This window comes from Streptomyces marinisediminis (assembly GCF_026262575.1).
Taxonomy (GTDB): domain Bacteria; phylum Actinomycetota; class Actinomycetes; order Streptomycetales; family Streptomycetaceae; genus Streptomyces; species Streptomyces marinisediminis.
In genome coordinates this window covers 16,103-37,130 of record NZ_JAPKFL010000023.1, presented here as the reverse complement: position 1 = coordinate 37,130, position 21,028 = coordinate 16,103, and the positions used below count along the sequence as shown (strand labels likewise).

10 protein-coding genes are annotated in these 21,028 nt (G+C 75.9%); 4 read left to right on the top strand and 6 right to left on the bottom strand.

Annotation, left to right across the window (positions count from 1 at the left end):
* Positions 1 to 48: 48 nt before the first annotated feature.
* Both OSB71_RS18450 and OSB71_RS18445 read right to left on the bottom strand, forming a co-directional pair.
* On the bottom strand, positions 49 to 1,254 hold the full coding sequence (locus tag OSB71_RS18450; protein ID WP_265949408.1) for a serine/threonine-protein kinase: 1,206 nt from the start codon (positions 1,252 to 1,254) through the stop codon (positions 49 to 51).
* A 103-nt stretch (positions 1,255 to 1,357) separates the two neighbouring features.
* On the bottom strand, positions 1,358 to 3,094 hold the full coding sequence (locus tag OSB71_RS18445; protein ID WP_265949406.1) for a serine/threonine-protein kinase: 1,737 nt from the start codon (positions 3,092 to 3,094) through the stop codon (positions 1,358 to 1,360).
* Between the two features lie 401 nt (positions 3,095 to 3,495).
* Between OSB71_RS18445 and OSB71_RS18440 the strand changes: the two genes are divergently transcribed.
* Positions 3,496 to 6,648: an FHA domain-containing protein gene (locus OSB71_RS18440; protein ID WP_265949405.1), complete on the top strand. Its 3,153-nt coding sequence runs from the start codon at positions 3,496 to 3,498 to the stop codon at positions 6,646 to 6,648.
* Between the two features lie 232 nt (positions 6,649 to 6,880).
* Entirely contained in the window at positions 6,881 to 9,067 is a 2,187-nt protein-coding gene (locus tag OSB71_RS18435; protein WP_265949403.1) for a bifunctional glycosyltransferase/CDP-glycerol:glycerophosphate glycerophosphotransferase, read from the top strand.
* Between the two features lie 71 nt (positions 9,068 to 9,138).
* Here OSB71_RS18435 and OSB71_RS18430 read toward each other — a convergent pair whose 3' ends face one another.
* The 3 genes from OSB71_RS18430 to OSB71_RS18420 form a co-directional block, all read right to left on the bottom strand.
* Complete coding sequence (locus OSB71_RS18430) at positions 9,139 to 14,124, bottom strand: NAD-glutamate dehydrogenase (RefSeq protein ID WP_265949402.1); 4,986 nt, start codon at positions 14,122 to 14,124, stop codon at positions 9,139 to 9,141.
* Between the two features lie 372 nt (positions 14,125 to 14,496).
* Entirely contained in the window at positions 14,497 to 15,168 is a 672-nt protein-coding gene (locus tag OSB71_RS18425) for an HAD family hydrolase (protein WP_265949400.1), read from the bottom strand.
* 49 nt (positions 15,169 to 15,217) lie between these two features.
* Entirely contained in the window at positions 15,218 to 15,727 is a 510-nt protein-coding gene (locus tag OSB71_RS18420) for a DUF6912 family protein (RefSeq protein ID WP_265949399.1), read from the bottom strand.
* Positions 15,728 to 16,032: 305 nt separating this feature from the next.
* Between OSB71_RS18420 and OSB71_RS18415 the strand changes: the two genes are divergently transcribed.
* On the top strand, positions 16,033 to 16,464 hold the full coding sequence (locus OSB71_RS18415; RefSeq protein ID WP_265949397.1) for an Rv3235 family protein: 432 nt from the start codon (positions 16,033 to 16,035) through the stop codon (positions 16,462 to 16,464).
* Positions 16,465 to 17,317: 853 nt separating this feature from the next.
* On the opposite strand, the gene secA is transcribed toward OSB71_RS18415, so the two are convergent.
* Positions 17,318 to 20,152, bottom strand: a complete 2,835-nt coding sequence (gene secA, locus OSB71_RS18410) for a preprotein translocase subunit SecA (RefSeq protein WP_265949396.1) — start codon at positions 20,150 to 20,152, stop codon at positions 17,318 to 17,320.
* A gap of 191 nt (positions 20,153 to 20,343) precedes the next feature.
* Between secA and OSB71_RS18405 the strand changes: the two genes are divergently transcribed.
* The gene (locus OSB71_RS18405; RefSeq protein WP_265949394.1) at positions 20,344 to 20,931 is read left to right on the top strand and encodes a GNAT family N-acetyltransferase; all 588 of its coding nucleotides are present in this window, start codon (positions 20,344 to 20,346) and stop codon (positions 20,929 to 20,931) included.
* The last annotated feature ends 97 nt before the right edge of the window (positions 20,932 to 21,028 follow it).

Genomic DNA, 21,028 nt, shown 5'->3' with positions numbered 1-21,028 from the left:
TCCGCGGGGCGCGGGGTCGCGGGGCCGCACCGGGGGCGCCGCGCGGCCTCACGGGCGCTCCGGGGCGACCGCGGGCGGGGCGCCGTCGGTGGAGGCGTCGTCCGCGAAGGCCAGGTAACCGCCGACGCCCAGGAGGACCGCCGTGCCCACGCCGGCGGCGGTGAGCCGGACCCGCCTGCGGCGCTCGGCGGCCCGGTGCCGCGCGGAGCCGGCCCGCGGCTGGCCGGGGGCCCGAGGAGCGCGCGCGGTGCCCCGCGCGCCCCCGGCGAGCTCGTCCGCCCCGGGCACCCGCATGCTGGTGTGCGTCTCGCGGTTGGCGGAGTCCGGGGCGGGCTGCCCGTGCACCAGCGGCACCGCGCCACGCCGCGTGGCGGGCGGCGGCTCGTAGGCCTCGGGCGAGCGGTGGTCGGCGGGCTCGGGCTCGGGCTCGTCGATGTCGAGCGCGGGGTAGCCCTCCAGCGCCGGGCGCAGTTCACCCAGGCGGGCGGCCAGCTCGGCGGCGCGCAGCCGGGAGGCCGGGGCTTTGGACAGGCACTGGTGGACCAGCCGCCACAGCTCGTCCGGGACGCCCGGCAGCGGCGCGACGGACTCGGTCACGTGCCGCCGCAGGACGGCGCCGGGGTGGCCGCCGCCGAACGGCGTGAACCCGGCGAGCGCCTCGTACAACACGGTGGCCAGCGCGTAGATGTCCACGGCGGCGCGCGGCGGCAGCCCCTCGACGATCTCGGGCGCCACGTAGTCCGGGGTGCCCACGACGCGGCTGCCGCCACCGCGCCGGGGCGCGTCGATCAGCTTCGCGACGCCGAAGTCGGTGAGCAGGGCGCGCCCGGTGGCCTCGTCGCGCAGGATGTTCTCCGGCTTGACGTCGCGGTGCACGTACCCGGCGGCGTGCGCGGCCGCGAGGGCGTCGGCGATGTCGGCGGTGACGGCGACCGCCTCGGCCGGGGTGAGGCGGCGTTCGCGGTCGAGCTGGGTGCGCAGGTCGGTGCCGCGCACCAGGTCCATGACGAGGGCCAGGTCGTTGCCGTCGACGACCAGGTCCCGCACGCCCACCACGTGCGGGTGGGACAGGCTCACCAGCGCGGCGCGCTCCTGCACGAAGCGGCCGACCAGCTCCTGGTCGGCCGCCAGGTCCTCGCGCAGCAGCTTGATGGCGACGGGCCCCTCCGGGCCCGAGCCCAGCCACACCGTGCCGGCGCTGCCCCGGCCCAGGATGCGGTGGGCGGTGTAACGACTGCCGATCTTGCGTGCCATGGCGACCAAAGTACGCCGCGTTGGGCCGTTCGAGCGGCGGATACGGCGGTAACCGTCACCTCTCCGCGGGAATTCCGCCCCCGGAAGTCGACAAATCTCCAGTTCAGTTCGGGCCGGCGTGCCCGCCGCCGCTCTCCACGTACGCGCCGACGCTCTCGCGCAGCTCGGTGAACCAGTCGGTGACGGTCTGCCAGAAGCTGCGGCCCTCGGCGACCCACTCAGGCACCGGCGTGAAGTTCCAGATCAGGGCCACGATGGCGACCAGGATCAGGATCATGAACAGGCAGCCCTTGAGACAGCCCAGGCCGGGGATGCGCATGGGGTTGGCCCCGCCCCGGCGGCGTCGCGGTTCGCGGGGCGGCGGGGCCGGGCGGCGCTGCTCGTACCGCTGCGGCGGGGGCTCGTAGCGCTGCGGCTGCGGTTCGTACCGCTGCGGCTGCGGCTCGGGCCGCCGGGCCTCGTACCGCTGCGGCTGGGGCTGCGGCTGCGGCTCGTAGCGCTGCGGCGGGGGCGGCGGCGCGTACCCCTGCGGCTGCGGCGCGGGCGCCCGCCCAGGCTCGGGGCGCTCGGGCGGCGGCGGGGCCGGACGGCGGGCGGGGCGGCGGCGCAGCGGGTCCTGCCCGGGGTCCACCGGATGGAGCTGGGTCTGCTCGTTGCGGTCGCGCGCCGCGCGGAGCTGGCTCTGCCACGGGTGCGCCGCGCCGTCACCGGGCGGCTGCGCGGGCGGCGGGGGCGTGGGCGGCTGCTGCGGCATGACGGCGGTGGGGTCGGCGGCGCCGCCCGGCGGGCCGTGTCCGGCGGCGCCCGAGTGCGGCAGGACCGTCGTCGCGGCGTTCGGGTCGCCGGCCGCCGGGGCGCCGGGGCCGCTGCCGCCCGGCAGCACCTGCGTCGGTGTGGCGGCGTCGCCGGTGGCGGGCACGGGCGCGGGGCTGGGGTCGGGGGCCAGCAGGCCCGCGACGCCGAGCGCGGCGCTGCGCTCCGCGGCGGTGGCGTCCGGGGCCAGCCCGGCGGCGACGGTGCGCAGGCCGCGGGCGAGCGCGGTGGCGCTCGGCCGCTCCTCGGGGTTCTTGCGCAGGCAGTGCTCGATGACCGTCCACAGCGGGTCGGGGACTTGCTCGGGGCGGCGCGGCTCCTCGTTCAGATGCCGCTGGAGCACCTCCAGCGCGCTCCCGCCGCCGAACGGCGGGCGGCCGGTGAGCAGCTCGTACAGCAGGATGCCCGCGCCGTAGAGGTCGACGGCCGAGGTCTGCGGCCGCCCCTCGGCGGACTCCGGAGCGACGTAGGCGGGGGTGCCGACGAACTCGTGCGTGCGGGTCAGCCCCGGGGAGTCGGCGAGCCGGGCGATGCCGAAGTCGGTGAGCATCGGACGCATGCCGCGGGCGTCCTCGGCGACCAGCACGTTGGCGGGCTTCAGGTCGCGGTGCACGACGCCGTCGGCGTGGCTGGCGGCGAGCGCGTCGGCGATCTGGGCGGTGAGCAGGGCGGCGGCCACCGGCGACAGCGGCCCGTTGTCGCGCAGGTAGCGGTGCAGGTCGGGACCGTCGACGAGGTCCATGACCAGCGCGAGCAGGTTCCCCTCGACCACCAGGTCCCGGGTGCGCACGATGTTCTCGTGGGCCAGGCGCAGCAGCGCGGAGCGCTCGCGCAGGAAGCGCATGACGACGTCGGAGTCGTCGGCCAGCTCCTCCTTGAGCACCTTGATCGCGACGACCTCGCCCGGACTGCCCGCGACGGCGGCCTCGGCACCGGCCGTCTCCCGCTGCCGCCCGCGCCACACGGTGCCCGTGGCGCCGCGTCCGAGCGGCTCCTCCAGGAGATACTTGCTGCCTACGGGCCGCACGTCATCGGCTCCCTGCTCGTCATCCTGCGGGGGCGGACGCAGGTCCGGTCCCGCTCCGGCCCGGGCGCCGCCGCGCGGCGGCCCGTCCGGACCACTGTAGTAGGGCGGTGCCACGAGGGGCCCTGGGTCCGCCGGGCTCCGCGGCCCCGCCGCCCCGGCCGCGCCCCGGCCGCGCTCCGACCGCGGGCGCCGACGGTCCGTCAGGGCCCGCCGGGCCCCGCGTGGTCCCGGTGCGCGGGTGAATGGACCCAAGTGTCACCGAATACGATGTGAACTCGATCACATGCGATCGCTCTTACGCGTTCCCCCGATCAATCAAGATCATTGGGACGTGCTCGTGGCATGCGCAGTCAGTCGCGGGTGGCAGGATGCAGCTACGTGGCTGAACCGGGAGGGGCCCGATGCCGAATCAGATCCGGCTCACCGTCCGTGGGCCGCGCGGCGGCACGGCACAGGGCGTGGACGAGTGCGACGTCCTGGTCTCGGCCCCGCCCGGCACCGTGCTCGCCGCCGTGACGGGCGGCCTGGCCGCAGCGCTCGCCGCGGGCACCGGCGGCTCCGCCGCGCCGTCCCGCGAGGGCGAGTCGGCCGCCGTCCACGTCGGCGCCCACCGCCTGGACGCCGTCCGGCAGGTGCTGGGCGAACCGCCCCTGGTGGACGGCGCCGTGGTGACGCTGTACCGGCCCGCGGAGCCGCTGGCCGCACTCCCGGCGGACGGCCCCCGGCTGCACGTGGTCGCCGGGCCGGACGCGGGCGGCGTCCACCTGCTGCACGGCGGGCACGTGCGCGTCGGCCGCTCGGCCGACGCCGACGTGGTGCTCGACGACCCGGACGTCTCCCGCCAGCACTGCGTGGTGACGGTGACGGAGTCCGGCTCCGTGACCGTCGCCGACCTGAACTCGACGAACGGCACCACCGCCGACGGCGTCCCCGTCGGGGAGCGCCCCGCCGCGCTGCGCCCGGGGGCGTCCGTGCGGGTCGGCGAGTCCGTGCTGCGGCTGCGCACCGACCCGGTGCGCCTGGCCCCCGACCCGCCCGGCACCCCCGCGGCGCCCCTCCCCCGGCCCCGCGGGGCGACGCTCGCTTACGTCCCCGAGCAGGCCGGGCCCGAGCCGGCGGGCACCGGGCCGACGGGCCCCGGCCGACCCGGGCACGTCCCGTACGACCCGGGGCGGCACGAACCCGGGCCGCACGCACCCGGGCCGCACGCGCCCGGGCCGCACGGAGCCGGGCCGCACGGGCCGACCAGCCAGGGCACCGCCGATGCCGCACCGGTGACGGTGCCCGTGCAACCCACCGGCGCCGTGACCCACGGCGCCGCGCTGGCCGTCCCGGCCACGCCGCCGCCCGCGCCGCCCGGACCGCCCGCGCAGGCCGGCCCGGGCGCGGCCGACGCCGCGGAGCACCGCGCGCGCGGCCTGAGCGCGTGGGCGCGCCGCCTGGCGGGCCGCCGCGGCGCAACCCCACCCGACGCGGCCGCCCCCGCCGCCGGCCCGGGCCCCGAGGCCCCCGGCGGCCCGGTGCCCGCCCCGGACCCGGGCCGCTGGCCCGACCCGGCCGACGTCCTGCTCACCGCGCTCGGCCCCGGGCCCCGGCTGTGGGAGCGCGGCCCCGCGCACGAGGACGCGCTGACGGTGCGGCTGGGCACCGCGCACCACGGCGCCCGCCCGGGCACTCCCCTCACCGTCTCGCTGCGCGAGGCGGGCTCGCTGGGCCTGGCCGGCCCGCGCCCCCGGCTGCTGCCACTGGCCCGTTCGGTGCTGGCCCAGCTCGCCACCCTGCACGGCCCCGCCTTCCTGGAGATCGTCGTCCTGGCCTCCGGGCGCGGCGCCCACCGCACCCGGGACTGGTCCTGGCTGGGCTGGCTGCCCCACCTGCGGCCCACCCGCGGCCAGGACTGCCGCCTGCTCTTCGCCTTCGACCGCGACCAGGCCGCCGCCCGCACCGCCGAGCTCACCCGCCGGCTGGAGGACGGGCCGCTGGGCCCGGCCTGGGCGGACGCCGAGCGCGTCGACGTGCTCACCGCCGCCGCCCACCACACCGGCCCGGCCACGGTCCTGGTCGTGGACGGCGACCCGGGGTCGGCCGCGCTGCGCGAGACCGTCGCCCGGCTCGCCGCGTGCGGGGCGGCCGCCGGCGTCCACGTGCTGTGCCTGGCCGAGACGGAGCCGGCCACGCCCTCCTCCCCGCAGGCCGAGACGCTGGCCGCCGCCTACGCCACGCTGCCCGCCTTCCGCGAGTGCGGTGCCGTCGCCCTGCTCAGCGGCGCCGTGGCCACCGCGCTGCGGCTGGTGCGGCGCGGCGGTGACCGGATGGGCGAGCCCGCCACCGTGGACGGGGTGTCCGCCGCCTGGGCCGAGCGCGTGGCCCGGTCGCTGGCCCCGCTGCGCGAGGCCGACGCCCACCTGCCGCCGCCCGGCACCGGCGTCCCCGCGCCCCGGCACGCCGCGCCCCTGCCGGACTCCGCGCGGCTGCTGGACGCGCTGGGGCTGGCCCGCGCCACCCCGGCCGCCCTGCTGGCGCGCTGGCCGCAGCCGGCCGAGCCGCCCCGCGCGCGGGGCGTCCTGGGCGCCGGGCCGCGCGGTCCGCTGGCCGCCGACCTCGTCGCCGCCCGCAGCCACCTGCTGGTCAGCGGCGCTCGGGGCAGCGGCAGGACGGAGCTGCTGTGCTCGCTCGCGGCGTCGCTGGCGGCGGACGAGCGCCCGGACCGGCTGGCGCTCCTGCTCGTGGACGGCGGCGTCGACGGCGGCCGGGACGGCGGCGTCGGGCGGGGCCTGCGGGCGGCCACTGAGCTGCCGCACGCCACGACGTACCTGGCCGCGGGCGACCCGCAGCGCATGCGCGCCTTCGCGCAGGCGCTGACCGGTGAGCTCAAGCGCCGCGCCGGGCTGCTGGCGGGCACCGCCTTCGAGGACTTCCGGCACGGCGCGGCCGCCGCCCCCGGTGCCGTGGTCGACGACGCCGCTGGGGAGTCCGCGGGGTGGGGCGAGGAGGACCGCGGCACGCTGCGGCTGCGGCCGCGCGCCGAGCGCGGCCCCGGCTGCGCGCTGCCCCGGCTCGTCGTGCTCGTGGACGACCTCGACGCGCTGGTGGACCCGGCCCTGGGCAACCCCGGGCGGCCCGCGGCCGGATCGGTGGTGCGCGCGCTGGACGCCGTGGCCCGGGACGGCCTGCCGCTCGGTGTCCACCTCGTCGCCGCCACCGGCCGCCCCGACCGCACCGCGCACACCGCCGCCGACCAGGGCGCCGCGCTGCGCGTCGCGCTCGGCGGAGGCCCGGCCGACGCGGAGGTGCCGGTGGGGCGCGGCGTCCTGCACCGGCCCGACGGCGCGGCCGTCCCGTTCCAGGCGGGGCGGGTGACGGCCCGGATTCCGCGGACGGCGACCCAGCGGCCCACGGTCGTCCCGCTCGACTGGGCCCGCGCCGGGGACCCGCCCGCCCGGCGCCCCGTGCGGGAGCTGGGCAACGGCCCCACGGACCTGGCGCTGCTCGCCAGCGCGATGGAGCGCGCCGCCCGGGAGGCCGCCGCGACCCCGCCGCCGCCGCTCGGCTGAGCGGGGCGGGCCCGTCCTCGCGCCCCCGGCGCACGCCCCGGAGGCGCGCCCCCTCCGCGTGACGCGCGGCTCCGGGCGCGCGGTCGGGCCCGTCGGCCCGGCGCGCCGGTTCCCCCGGACGGCGGCACGGCCGGTACGCCGAACGGAGCCCACGGCTGTGGCGGTGACCGCCAGGTGGCAGGCATCGCCGCATCATCGGCTTAACCGACCCGCGCCCACCGGGAAGAGTGCCGTGCCCCGCTTCAGCGTCATCGTTCCCGCCCACCAGGCCCACGCCTACGTGCCCGAGTGCCTGGAGTCCGTCCTGACCCAGTCCTTCACCGACCTGGAGCTCATCGCGGTGGACGACGGGTCCCCCGACGCCTGCGGCGGGCTCCTGACCGACGCCGCGGCGGCCGACCGGCGGGTGACGGTGCTGCGGCTGGCCGAGCCGACCGGCCCCGGCCCGGCCCGCAACGCCGGGCTCGCCCACGCCCGCGGCGACTACGTGCTCTTCCTCGACAGCGACGACGCCCTGTCCCCCGGCGCCCTCCAGGCCATCGCCGACCGCCTGCTCGACACCGCCGAACCGGACCTGCTGCTCTTCGACCACGAACGCGCCTTCTGGCACGGCGGGACCGACCGGGGCGCGCCCGCGGGCCTGCTGGCCCACCGCGAACCGCAGGTCTTCCGCGCCGGGGACCGGCCGGAGCTGCTGCGGCTGCCGGGTGTCGCCTGGAACAAGGCGTGCCGCCGCGCGTTCCTCACCCGCCACGGCCTGCGCTTCCCGCCCGGCGCCTACGAGGGCGTCGCCTTCAGTTGGTCCGTCCTGCTGGCCGCCGAGGCCGTCACCGTGCTGGACCGGGTGTGCGTGCAGCACCGGCGCCGCCGCTCGGGCGGGCTGCTGGCCCAGGCGCCGCGCAAGCACTTCGACCTCTTCGCCCAGTACGACCGCGTCTTCGCCTTCCTCGACCGGCAGCCCGGCCTGCACCCCTGGCGCCCGGTGCTCTACCGCCGCATGACCGACCACCTCACCGCCGTCTTCCTCGCCCCCGGGCGGCTGCCCCGGGCCGGTCGGGCGGAGTTCTTCCGCCGCAGCGGCAGGCTGTGCGCGCGGCACCGGGCGGCGGCGGACCGCACCACCGCGCGGTACCTGCTGCTGCGGCTCGGCGCCCGGCGCACCTTCCGGCTGCTGTGGGCGGCGGGCGGCCTGCGGCGCAGACTGCGCGCGGCCTGCCGCGCGGTGCACGGCGCGGCCGTGCGGGCGGCCTACCGCGTGCACTGCCGACGCCGCCTCGACCCCGCGCTGGCCGTGTTTGCCGCCCCGGGCGAGGGCGGCTACACCGGCGACCCGGCGGCCGTCGAAGCCGCGGCGCGCCGGCTCATCCCCGGCCTGCGGACGGCGTGGGTCGGCACCGAGGCGCAGGCGGCCGGCCTGCCGCGCGCGGTGCGCCGCCTCCAGCCCGGCTCCGCCGCCCACTGGCGCGCGCTGGCCCGGGCCACCTACCTCGTCAGCAGCGGCGACTTCGAGGCGGGCCTGCGCAAGCGGCCCGGACAGGTGCTGGTGCAGACCCACCGCGGTTCGCCGCTCGGCCGCGAGGGGCTCGACCTGGGCGACCACCCCGTCGCCGGGCTGCGCGTCGACTGCGCGGCGCTGCTCGCCCGCGTCGACGACTGGGACTACTCGCTGTCCGCCAACCGCCACTCCACCCTCGCCCGCGAACGCGCCTACCCCGGCCGCTACACCACCCTGGAGTACGGCGCCCCGCGCAACGACGTGCTCTACCGGGCCACCGCCGAGGACGTCGCCCGCGTCCGCACCGAGCTGGGGGTGCCGGCGGGCGCGGTCGCCGTGCTCTACGCGCCCGCGCCGCGCGACCACCTGCGCGGCCGGCCGCCCCGGCTGGACGTCACCCGGCTCGCGCACGCGCTCGGGCACGGCTTCGTCGTCCTGGACGGCACCGCGCCCCACGGCGTCCACCGCTCGGCGGCCCGGCTGTGCCTGGCCGCCGACGCCCTGGTGACCGACTACGCGCCCCTGGTCTTCGACTACGCCAACCTGGACCGGCCCATCGTCCTGCACGCCGACGACTGGGAGACCTTCCGGGCCACCCGCGGCACCTATCTCGACCTGCCCGGCACCCCGCCGGGCCCGGTGGCCTGGGACGTGGCGGGCCTGGTGCGGCTGTTCCACAGCGGCGCGTGGTGCGGCCCGCGGAGCACCGCCCTGCGGTCGGCCTTCCGCGCCCGGTTCTGCCCGTACGACGACGGGCACGCGGCGGAGCGGGTGGCCCGCGCGGTCTTCCTCGACGGCGTCGGTCTGGCCCCCGTCGTCCCGCCGGCCCACCGCCGTCCGGCGCCGCTGCCGTCCGTCGCCGCGCCGCGCGGGCGCGTGGTGCGGCCCGGCGGCCCGCCGACCGCCGCGCGGACCACGGGCTGACCCGGCCCGCCCGGCCCCCGCCCGGCGGCCACCGGCGCGCGCGGGCGGGGCGGCCCCGCCCGCGCGGGCGGTCAGCGGTTGCTGCGCAGCAGGGTGCGCATGGTGCGCATCGCCACGGACAGGTTCGCCAGGTCGAACGTCTCGGAGGACTGGATCTCCTCCAGCGTCGCCCGGGCCCGTCCCAGGATGGCCGCGTTCTTCTCCTCCCACGCCTTGAACCGCTGCTCGGGCGTGGCCGAGGCGTCGCCGCCCGCCAGCACGTCCGCGGTCAGGAGCTGGTGCGCGGCGTACAGGTCCTCGCGGATCGCGGCGCGGGCCGTGGACTGCCAGCGGTCGGCGCGCGGCAGCTCGCTGACCCGGTCCTGGAGCTGGGTGATGCCGAGCCGGTCGGCGAGGTCGTAGTAGACCTCGGCGACGTCCATCAGCTCCCGGTCGGTGCGGTCGGCGACGGCGACGATGTCCAGCGCCGGGAACACCGAGGAGAACCCGGCCACGCGGCGCGCCAGCTCCTCGGGGACGCCCGCCCCGGTGAGCTCCTGGTGGATCTGCTCGTACCAGGCCAGGTCCTCACCCTTGACCAGCTCCGGCAGCTCCTGCCACACGGCCTCGACGCGCTCGCTGAACACCTCGACGGTCTCGGCGAGCAGCAGGGGCTGCGGCCGGTTGCCCAGCAGCCAGCGCGTGGCGCGTTCGACGAGGCGGCGCGAGTGGAGCCGGATGCGGGTCTGCACGTCGGCGGCGACCTGGTTGTCCAGCTCCTCCAGGGCGTCCCACACCCGGGACATGCCGAAGATGGCGCGGGCGGCGGTGTGCGCCCGCACGATCTCCTCGGTGGAGGCGCCGGTCTCCTCCCGCAGCCGGTGCAGGAACGTCGAGCCGCCCATGTTCACGGTGTCGTTGACGAGCACCGTGGTGACGATCTGACGGCGCAGGGCGTGCGCGTCGATCTCCGCGGCGAACCGCTCGCGCAGCGGGCGCGGGAAGTAGCAGTGCGCCAGGTCCGCCAGGTAGGGGTCCTCCGGCAGCGCGGTGCCGAGCAGCTCCTCGGTGACGGTGATCTTGGCGTACGCCAGCAGCACCGCCAGCTCCGGCTGCGTCAGCCCCTGGCCGTTGCCCAGCCGCTCGCGGATCTGCCGGTCGGTGGGCAGGGCCTCCAGCGAGCGGTTCAGGCGGCCGGAGTGGCCCAGGCCGCGCATGAAGCGGGCGTGGGCCTGGAGCAGCCCGGGGGCCGTGTCCAGCGCGTTGGCCAGCGCGACGTTCTGCGCGTAGTTGGTGCGCAGGACGATGTCACCGACCTCGTCGGTCATCTCCGCGAGCAGAGCGTTGCGCTGCTTGACGGTCATGTCCCCGTTGCCGACGACGGCGTTGAGCAGGATCTTGATGTTCACCTCGTGGTCGGAGGTGTCCACGCCCGCGCTGTTGTCGATGGCGTCGGTGTTGACCTTGCCGCCGCACAGCGCGTACTCGATGCGCCCGAGCTGGGTCAGCCCCAGGTTGCCGCCCTCGCCCACGACCTGCGCGCGCAGGGTGTCGCCGTCGACCCGGATGGCGTCGTTGGCCTTGTCGCCCACGTCGGCGTGGGACTCGGTGGAGGCCTTCACGTAGGTGCCGATGCCGCCGTTCCACAGCAGGTCCACCGGCGCCCGGAGGATGGCCTGCATCAGCTCCGGCGGCGTCAGCTTGGTCGTGCCGCTCTCCAGCCCGAGCGCCTCGCGCATCTGGGGGCTGACGGGCACGGACTTCGCGGTGCGCGGGAAGACTCCGCCACCGGCCGAGATCAGGTCCGTGTCGTAGTCGGCCCACGAGGAGCGCGGCAGGTCGAACAGGCGGCGCCGCTCGGCGTAGGAGGTGGCGGCGTCCGGGTCGGGGTCGACGAAGATGTGCCGGTGGTCGAAGGCGGCGACCAGGCGGATGTGCTCGCTCAGCAGCATGCCGTTGCCGAACACGTCGCCGGACATGTCGCCGATGCCGACGACCGTGAAGTCCTGCGTCTGGGTGTCGTGGCCCAGCTCGCGGAAGTGCCGCTTGACCGACTCCCAGGCCCCGCGCGCGGTGATGCCCATGCCCTTGTGGTCGTAGCCCGCCGAGCCGCCGGAGGCGAAGGCGTCACCGAGCCAGAACCCGTAGGCGACGGCGACCTCGTTGGCGATGTCGGAGAAGGTCGCGGTGCCCTTGTCGGCGGCCACCACGAGGTAGGTGTCGTCCTCGTCGTGCCGCACGACGTCCTTGGGCGGCACGACCTCGCCGTTCACCAGGTTGTCGGTGATGTCGAGCATGCCGGAGATGAACGTGCGGTAGCAGGCGATGCCCTCGGCCAGCCAGGCGTCGCGGTCGGCGGCCGGGTCGGGCAGCCGCTTGCCGACGAATCCGCCCTTGGCGCCCACCGGCACGATGACGGTGTTCTTCACCTCCTGGGCCTTGACCAGCCCGAGGATCTCGGTGCGGAAGTCCTCCTTGCGGTCGGACCAGCGCAGCCCGCCGCGGGCGACCTTGCCGAAGCGCAGGTGCACGCCCTCCACGTGCGGCGAGTACACCCAGATCTCGTAGGAGGGGCGCGGCGCGGGCAGCTCCGGGATGGCCTGCGGGTCCAGCTTCATCGACACGTACGCGTGCGGCCCGCCGGAGTCGGTGCACTGGAAGTAGTTGGTGCGCAAGGTGGCCTTGATGACCGTGAGGAAGGAGCGCAGCATGCGGTCCTCGTCGAGGTTGGCCACCGAGTCCAGCGCGCCGTCCAGCTCCTCCAGCAGCCCGTCGACCAGCTCGTTGCCCGCGCTCTGCCGCTGCGGCGCGAGCCGCGCTTCGAAGAGGCTGACCAGCAGCCGCGTGGTGTGGACGTTGCGGCGCAGCGTCTCCTCCATCGTGGCCTGGCCGAACTTGGCCCCGGCCTGCCACAGATAGCGGGCGTAGGCGCGCAGCACCATGGCCTGGCGCCAGGTCAGCCCGGCGGCCAGGACGAGGGCGTTGATGCCGTCGTGCTCGGCCTGGCCGCGCCACACCGCCGCGAAGGTCTCCTGGAACCGGTGCCGGGCGTCTTCGCCGAGGTGCTGGGCGACCGACTCCGGCAGGCGCAGCCCGAAGTCGTAGATCCAGGCCCGGGCGCCCTCGGCGGTGCGCAGCTCGTAGGGCCGCTCGTCGACGACCTCCACGCCCATCGCCTGGAGGATCGGCAGCACCGCCGACAGCGAGACGGGCTCGCCGGTGCGGTAGATCTTGAACCGGCGCTCGCCGGCGGCGGCGCCGACCGGCTCGTACAGGCTCAGCGCGAAGTTGCCGCCGGTGGTGTCCGGCTCGGGCATCCGCTCCAGCTCGACCAGGCGCTGGAGGTCGGCGACGGCGGCGCGGGGCGGGAAGTCGGCCTTGTAGCCCTCGGGGAAGGCAGTGGCGCCGAAGCGGCGGGACAGCTCGGCCGCCCGCTCCTCCCCGCACTCGGCGACCAGGGCCTCCGCGAAGCCGTCGGCCCAGGAGCGGGCGGCCTCCGCCAGCCGCGCCTCGATCCGGTCGGCGTCGTCGTCGGTGAGGGGTTCGAGCTCCGTGCCCGGCTCGACGCGGACGACGAAGTGCAGCCGCGAGAGCACCGACTCGGTGTTCCAGGCGGTGAAGTCGACGCTGGTGCCGCCCAGTTCCTCGGTGAGAATGTCGATGAGCCGCAGCCGCACCCCGGTGGTGTAGCGGTCGCGCGGCAGGTAGACGAGGGCGGAGTAGTAGCGCCCGTACTCGTCCTGGCGCAGAAACAGCCGCAGCTTGCGGCGCTCCTGGAGGTAGAGGACGGAGATCGCGATGGAGCGCAGCTCGTCCACGGGGATCTGGAACAGCTCGTCGCGCGGGTAGGTCTCCAGGATCTGCAGCAGGTCGCGCCCGTCGTGGCTGTCGGGGGTGAAGCCCGCGTGCGAGAGCACGGCCTCGACCTTGCGGCGGATGACGGGGATCTGCCGCACGGTCTCCACGAACGCGGAGGCCGCGAACAGGCCGAGGAAGCGCCGCTCGCCGACGACGTTGCCCTCGGCGTCGAACTTCTTCACCCCGACGTAGTCGAGGTAGGAGGAGCGGTGCACGGTCGCGCGGCTGTTGGCCTTGGTGAGCACCAGCAGCTTGGGCTCGCGGGCCTTGGCGCGGGCGTCGGGGGTGAGCCGGTTGAACGACGGGGAGACGGGGTGCCCCTCGTCGTCGGTGGTGTGCGGGGGGTCGGCGCGCAGGATGCCGAGCCCGCTGCCGGGCACCGACTTCAGCACGGGCTCGCCCTCGCCGGACGAGCCGCCGCTCTGCGCCAGCTCGTACTCGCGGTAGCCGAGGAAGGTGAAGCGGTCGTCGGCCAGCCAGCGCAGCAGCGCCTGGGCCTCGGTGACCTCCTGCTCGCCGAGGTCGTCGGTGTGCTCCTTCGGCAGCCCCTCGGCGATCGCCAGGGCGGCGCCGCGCATCTTGCGCCAGTCCTCGACGGCCTCGCGCACGTCGGACAGCACCCGGCGCAGGTCCAGGGTGATCTGCTGGAGGTCGACGCCCTCGGTCTCGCGGTCGATCTCGACGTGGATCCAGGACTCGGTGACGGCGTCCGGCGGCAGCTCCTCGGGCCGGTGCGTGCTGGGCTCGGCGGACAGCGGGTCCCGCCCGGCGTCCAGCACCTCCAGCAGCTTGCCGGTCAGGTCCCGGCGGACGATGACCTGGGGGTGGATGACCACGTGGATGCCGCGGTCCTGCCGGGTCAGCTCGTTGGTCACCGAGTCGACGAGGAAGGGCATGTCGTCGGTGACGACCTCCACGACGGTGTGCGTGCAGGTCCAGCCGTTCTCCTCGACCGTCGGCGTGTAGACGCGGACGTTCGCCGTGCCCTGCGGGCGCTGCTGGGCCAGCTTGTGGTGCGAGAGGGCGGCCCCGAGCACGTCGACCGGGTCGCGGTCGGCGAGGTCCTCCGGGGCGGTGTGCAGGTAGTAGCGCTGGAGGTAGGCGTCCAGGGCCTCAGCGTCCAGGCCCCGGGCCGGGAGACTCCCGGTGGGACTCGACTCGGCGGCCTGGGCGGCTCGCCCGAGCAGATCGGCCTTGGCTTCGTCCAGCTTGGTCTGCATGTCCTCTGGCTCCTGTCGCGCGCCGTTGCGTGACGTCAGATGGCGGTTTCCGGGCGGTGCCCGATGGCACACGGCAGGACGCGCACGGCCGCCCGGGCCGTTCTCGCGCCGCGGCCTGCCGGGAGGCGGGACCAGCGGTCCGGTGTGCACCGTGCACGGGGAGGGCTTCGTCGCCTTCGACCCCTGACACGGCTATCGCGCTGATCACGCCGTAAGGCTATCGCTCCGTCCCGGGCCCCCGTCACCTTGGACTGACGTACAAAACGACTGCTGAAACTTGTCCGTTCCGTCTACCAGGCGCCTCCCCGGCGCGGGGTAGCGCCACCGCCCGAGTTCCCCCCGCCACACTCCGGAAACCGCGGGGGCGCGGCCTCACCCCGCTATGCGCTCCGCCTCCGCGACGGCGTCGGCCAGGGTGTCCACCACCGGGACGCCCGCCGCCTCCAGGCTCCGCCGGCTGTGCGAGCCGCCCGTGTAGAGCACAGCGTGCGCGCCGACGTGCGCCGCCGCCCGGGCGTCGTCCACCGCGTCGCCGATGACCACCGTGCGGGCGGGGTCGACGTCCGCCAGCGACGTCAGGTGGCGGGCCATGTGCGCCGCCTTGCCGCGCCCGTCCAGCGGCGTCGCCAGGCCGTCCACCCGCACGAAGTGGCCGTCGATGCCGTGCCGGCGCACCAGCGGCAGCAGGTGCTCGTGCGGGGCCAGCGAGCACAGCGACTGCGTGGCCCCGGCCGCCGCGCGGGCGGCCAGCAGCTCCGCGGCGCCCAGGGTGAGCGCCACCGTGTCCGCGCGGTCGAAGTAGTGGCGGTGGAAGAGCTCGTTCAGCCGTGCGAACTCCTCGTCCGTGGGAAGCGCCCCGGTGAGCTTCTCGTAGAAGCGGGGCACCGGCACGCAGTACAGCTCGCGGTAGCGCTCCAGGGTGATCGGGGCAAGCCCGACCTCCGCGAAGGTCAGGTTCGTCGCCTCGATCACCGCGTGGATGTCGTGCAGCAGCGTGCCGTTCCAGTCCCACACGATGTGGATCGTCCGCTCACCCGGTCCCATGCCACCCGACGGTACGCGGACCCGGTGACATCCGGCACCGGCGCCTCGGTCAGCCCTCGGCGAGCAGGTGCTCGACCTCCTGCGTGGCGTACCAGAGCAGGTCCAGGTCCTCGGCGGCCTCCACCGCGGCCCGCGCCGCGCCGTCCCCCGCGTCGGCGGCGTGCAGGGCCCGCGCGGCGGCGGCGACGTCCCCGGCGGCGCCCGGTGCGTCGAGGTGCACGGCCGCGGCCTTGGCGAAGGGCACCGCGGCGTCCACCCGCACCTGCCCGAGCGCCGCGTCGTCCAGGTCGTGGTCGGCCTCGCGCACCGCGTCGTCGGCCACGTCCACGGCCACCACGACCCGGCGGGACGGCGCCCCGGCGTCGTCGGCCAGCAGCCGCAGCGAGGCCAGCGCGGCCCGTCCGAGCGCGGTGTACTCCAGCTCCTCCAGGTCCTCAAGGCCGCACCAGGCGCGCAGGGCCGGGGTGACGGCGAAGGCCGCGAGCGGGACGGGACCCAGTTCGCCCTGCCGGTGCGCCACCGCCAGCCGGGGCAGGGTCAGGGGGACGTAGAGGCGCATGGACTGCCGCTTTCGTGTGAGACCGGGCACGGGCTGACCGCCAGGATACGGCGCCGCTCGCGCGCCCCGGCCGCCCGCGGCCCACGGCACGGCGCAGGTCAGCGCGGGGCGGGGTCAGCGACGTTCCCCGCCGTCACCCACACGGGTGAAGTCGTGCGCGCGGCGCCGGGCGAGCGACCGCCGTTGCACGGGCGTGACGCCACCGATACAACCGGTCACGCAAAGCTACCGCTCGGTAGCGAACGCGCGGCCGCCCGCAGGGGCGCCGTGCCCGACTCCTCCCACCCACGCACCACGGGGACACCATGACCATCACGCACGGGACCACCCGGCCACCCGGCCGCGGCGACGCACGCCGCCCGGCACGCTCCGCCCTCGCCGCCGCCCGCAGGGGCGCCCGGGACCGCCTGCCGCACTACTGGTTCGCCCACCGCCTGCTGCTCGTGCTCAGCGGGCAGCGGCCGGTGCACAGCCTGCTGGGCCACGCCGGCGGCACCGCCTACGACACGCTGGTGCGCCTGGCGCCCCTGGCCCCGCTCCGGCCGGAGGCCGCCGGCCGCGGCGGGCCGGAGCTGGCGCACGTGGGCTGCTCGACGCCGGGGCAGGGGGTGCTGGAGGCGTACGCGCGCGTACGCAGCGGCGAGCGCACCCGCGCGCTGGCGTTCCGGCTGGAGCAGGCGGCCACCCTGCGCTGGCGCTGCGTGGCCGTCGAACTCGACGTCACCCGCCGGCTGTAGCACCGGACGGCGCCCCGAGCCCGGTGCTCCGGACCGGGGCGCCACTCCCCCACCGCGCGGCCGGAGTGCCGGGCCCCCACCGCGCGCCGTGCGGCGGCACCGGCCACCGGGCCCCCGCGCCGCCGTGCATCCCCCCGACCGGCGCACGCCTCCCGGCCCCGGCGCGGAACCCGCCAGGCGCGCACCCCGCGCGACGGCGGGCAACCGTGCCACCGCCGGCGTCCCGAGGCGGAGTTCACGCCGGGCCGGACGAGCCGGCCCGGCGTCACCGGCCGCGGGAGCCGCGACCGACCGGCCCCCGGCCCCAGCAACCCGCGGCTCTCGGGTGGCGTCCTCGATCCGGTCGACCTGGTGCGCCGCCGCGTGGCCGACGTCGTCGATCTCCGCCCCTACCACCCGACCCCCGCCACGCCTCCGCCGCCGTGCGGGAGCGCCGCCGGAGCACGAGACGAGCGGAGCACACGGCGAGCGGAGCACACGGCGAGCGGAACAGGCGGCGCGGCAGGGGCACCCGTCGGAGCGCGGAGGCCACCGCCGTGAGGGCGCAGGACAGCCGAGCGCACGCCCACGGGGCGCGGGGGGGCCGGGGGCCGACACGGGCGGGCCTCCACCGCCGCGGGGGCGCGCGCCGCACCGGCAACCGACGCACGGGCGCGCCCGTGCGACGTACCGGGGCGCCCGCCGCCGCGCGTGGCCGAGCACCGGGCGGGCCCGGCACGCACCGGAGCACCGGTTCGCCGCGCGTGGCGGTGCGGCAATACGGCCGAGGGGAAACGCCGGGACCCGCTGCGGCTTGCCGCGGGCGCGTGGCCCGGCGTCGGCGCGCCGGGCCACGCGCCCGTGGGGGGTGCCGTTACTTCTTGCGGCGGCGGCCGCCCTTCTGGGCCTTGCGCCGCTCCGCGCGCGTCATGCCGTCCGCGGCGGACCGGGCCGTCGGCCCGTCCGCGTCGGCGGCGAAGTCGCCCTCGACGACGCCGCCCTCACCGTCCACCGTGGGCGCGGAGAAGTGCAGGCGGTCCGGGCGCTGCGGCGCGTCCAGGCCCTTGGCCCGGATCGCGGGACGACCCGCGCCCGCCGCGACGGGCTCCTCCTCCTTCGCCGCTCCGGCGCCCGTGGCCTGCGTCGGCCGGGCCTGCACCGGAACCTCCTCGACCTGCCGCTCGACCTGCACCTCCAGGTTGAACAGGTAGCCGACGGACTCCTCCTTGATGCCCTCCATCATGGCCTGGAACATGTCGAAGCCCTCCCGCTGGTACTCCACCAGCGGGTCCTTCTGGGCCATGGCACGCAGGCCGATGCCTTCCTGGAGGTAGTCCATCTCGTAGAGGTGCTCACGCCACTTGCGGTCCAGCACCGACAGGACCACGCGGCGCTCCAGCTCGCGCATGATCTCCGAGCCGAGTTCCTTCTCGCGCTCGTCGTACTGCCGGTGGATGTCCTCCTTGACGGCCTCGACGAGAAACTCCGAGGTCAGACCCTCGCGGTCGCCGACCTCCTCCTCCAGCTCCTCGATCGTCACCGAGACGGGGTAGAGCTGCTTGAAGGCGCCCCACAGCCGCTCCAGGTCCCACTCCTCGGCGAAGCCCTCGACCGTCTCGGCCTCGACGTATGCCTCGATCGTGTCGTCCATGAAGTGCCGCACCTGCTCGTGCAGGTCCTCGCCCTCCAGCACGCGGCGGCGCTCGCCGTAGATGACCTCGCGCTGCCGGTTGAGCACCTCGTCGTACTTCAGGACGTTCTTGCGGATCTCGAAGTTCTGCTGCTCGACCTGGGACTGCGCGGAGGCGATGGCCCGCGTCACCATCTTGTTCTCGATCGGCACGTCGTCGGGCACGTTGGCCATGGCCATGACGCGCTCGACCATCTGCGCCTTGAACAAGCGCATCAGGTCGTCGCCCAGGGAGAGGTAGAAGCGGGACTCCCCGGGGTCGCCCTGGCGGCCGCTGCGGCCGCGGAGCTGGTTGTCGATGCGGCGCGACTCGTGCCGCTCGGTGCCCAGCACGTAGAGCCCGCCGAGCTCCTTGACCTCCTCGTGCTCGGCCTTGACGGCCGCCTCCGCTTTCTCCAGGGCGGCCGGGAGCGCGGCGGCCCACTCCTCGATGTGCTCCTGCGGGTCGAAGCCCTGGCCGCGCAGCTCCGCCTCGGCGATGGCGTCGGCGTTGCCACCGAGCTGGATGTCGGTACCGCGGCCGGCCATGTTGGTGGCCACGGTGACCGAGCCCTTGCGGCCGGCCTCCGCGACGATCTGCGCCTCCCGCGCGTGGTTCTTCGCGTTCAGCACCTCGTGCTGCACGCCGCGCTTCTTGAGCTGCTGCGAGAGGTACTCGGACTTCTCGACCGAGGTGGTGCCGACGAGGATCGGCTGGCCCTTCTCGTGCTTGACGACGATGTCCTCGACCACCGCGTCGAACTTGGCGACCTCGGTGCGGTAGATGAGGTCCGCCTGGTCCTTGCGGACCATCGGCCGGTGCGTGGGGATCGGCACGACGCCGAGCTTGTAGATCTGGTGGAACTCGGCGGCCTCGGTCATGGCCGTACCGGTCATGCCCGAGAGCTTGTCGTAGAGGCGGAAGAAGTTCTGGAGGGTGATCGTGGCGAGCGTCTGGTTCTCGTCCTTGATGTCCACCCCCTCCTTCGCCTCGATCGCCTGGTGCATGCCCTCGTTGTAGCGGCGCCCGGCCAGGATGCGGCCGGTGTGCTCGTCGACGATCATGACCTCGCCGTCGATGACGACGTAGTCCTTGTCCTTCTTGTAGAGCTCCTTGGCCTTGATGGCGTTGTTCAGGTAGCCCACGAGCGGGGTGTTGACGGACTCGTAGAGGTTGTCGATGCCCAGCCAGTCCTCGACCCGGGCGACGCCCGACTCGTGGATGCCGACGGTGCGCTTCTTCTCGTCGATGTCGTAGTCGCCCGTCTCCGGCTTCTGCAGCCGCGGGTCGGCGGCCTCGCCCTTCTCCAGCCGCTTGACCAGCTTGGCGAAGTCGCCGTACCACTTCGTCGCCGAGTCGGCCGGGCCGGAGATGATCAGCGGGGTGCGCGCCTCGTCGACGAGGATCGAGTCCACTTCGTCGACGATCGCGAAGTTGTGCCCGCGCTGCACCAGCTCGCTCTTCGACCAGGCCATGTTGTCGCGCAGGTAGTCGAAGCCGAACTCGTTGTTCGTGCCGTAGGTGATGTCGCAGGCGTACTGCTCGCGGCGCTGCTTGGGCGTCATGTTCGCCACGATGCAGCCCACGGACAGGCCGAGGAACTTGTGGACGCGCCCCATGGTCTCGGCGTCGCGCTGGGCGAGGTAGTCGTTGACCGTGATGAGGTGCACCCCGTCGCCCGACAGACCGTTGAGGTAGGCGGGCAGGGTGCCGACGAGCGTCTTGCCCTCACCGGTCTTCATCTCGGCGACGTAGCCCATGTGCAGCGCGGCGCCGCCCATGAGCTGCACGTCGTAGTGGCGCTGGCCGAGCACGCGCTTGGCGGCCTCCCGGACGGTGGCGAACGCCTCGGGCAGCAGGTCGTCCAGACTCTCGCCGCCGGCGTACCGCTCCTTGTACTCGTCGGTGAGGGCCCGCAGCTCGGCGTCCGAGAGGTCCAGGAAGTCCTCTTCGATGGAATTGACCTGGTCCGCGATGCGGTGCAGCTTGCGCAGGATCTTGCCTTCGCCTGCACGCATGAGCTTGTTGAAGACGGACACGAGTGGCTGGCTCCTTGCCGGTCGGGCCTGGCACGGTGGTGCGACCTCGGCCGGCCCTCTCCCTGCCGAGAGCCCGTCCTGCCGAAGCACGCCGCACCGGTCATCGTATGCGAGGGGCGTCCAGCCCTGTACCCCCAACGTGCCGGACCCCTCGAAGGTGCCGGTCCGCGCGCCGACGGCAGAATGCGCGCATGGAACCCGCCACCCTCACCACCGACCGCCTGCTCCTGCGCCCCCTGGAGCCCCGTGACGCGGCCGCCGTCCACGCCGCCTGCCAGGACCCGGACATCCAGCGCTGGACGACGGTGCCCTCGCCCTACGAGCGGCAGCACGCCGAGGACTTCGTGCGCACCATCGCCCCCGCGGGCTGGCGCGACGACACCCTGTACAACTTCGGCGTCTTCACCCACGCGGGCACGCTGGTGGGTTCCATGGGCCTGGTGCGGGTGGACCAGCTCCACACCGCCGAACGCCAGGCGGAGCTGGGCTACTGGACGGCCAGGGAGCAGCGCGGCCGCGGCTACACCGTCGAGGCCGCCCGCGCGGTGGCCGACTGGGCGTTCGGCGCGCTCGGCGCGGAGCGGCTGGAGTGGTTCGCGGGCGTGGGCAACGAGCCGTCCCGGGCGGTGGCGCTGCGCGTGGGCTTCGTCATGGAAGGCGTCCAGCGCGCCCGCATCGTGCACCGGGGGCGGCGCGTGGACGCCTGGGCGGCCTCCCTGCTGCCCTCGGACTGGGGGCGCCACAGCGCCACGCCCTACACGCCCGCGCCGCGGGCCTGAGCCGCCCGGCGTCCGCCCGCGCCGGGGCCCGCCCGGCGCCCCCGCCTGAGCGCCACCGGCCCGGGCCCCGCTGTCAGTGGCGACGCCTACCGTGTGC

What these genes read in the sequence shown, in the direction of transcription:
- OSB71_RS18415 (WP_265949397.1), top strand. Translation starts at nt 16,033, where the DNA reads ATGACCATCACGCACGGGACCACCCGGCCACCCGGCCGCGGCGACGCA.
- OSB71_RS18425 (WP_265949400.1), bottom strand. Translation starts at nt 15,168, where the DNA reads ATGGGACCGGGTGAGCGGACGATCCACATCGTGTGGGACTGGAACGGC.
- OSB71_RS18405 (WP_265949394.1), top strand. Translation starts at nt 20,344, where the DNA reads ATGGAACCCGCCACCCTCACCACCGACCGCCTGCTCCTGCGCCCCCTG.
- OSB71_RS18420 (WP_265949399.1), bottom strand. Translation starts at nt 15,727, where the DNA reads ATGCGCCTCTACGTCCCCCTGACCCTGCCCCGGCTGGCGGTGGCGCAC.
- OSB71_RS18450 (WP_265949408.1), bottom strand. Translation starts at nt 1,254, where the DNA reads ATGGCACGCAAGATCGGCAGTCGTTACACCGCCCACCGCATCCTGGGC.
- OSB71_RS18430 (WP_265949402.1), bottom strand. Translation starts at nt 14,124, where the DNA reads ATGCAGACCAAGCTGGACGAAGCCAAGGCCGATCTGCTCGGGCGAGCC.
- OSB71_RS18440 (WP_265949405.1), top strand. Translation starts at nt 3,496, where the DNA reads ATGCCGAATCAGATCCGGCTCACCGTCCGTGGGCCGCGCGGCGGCACG.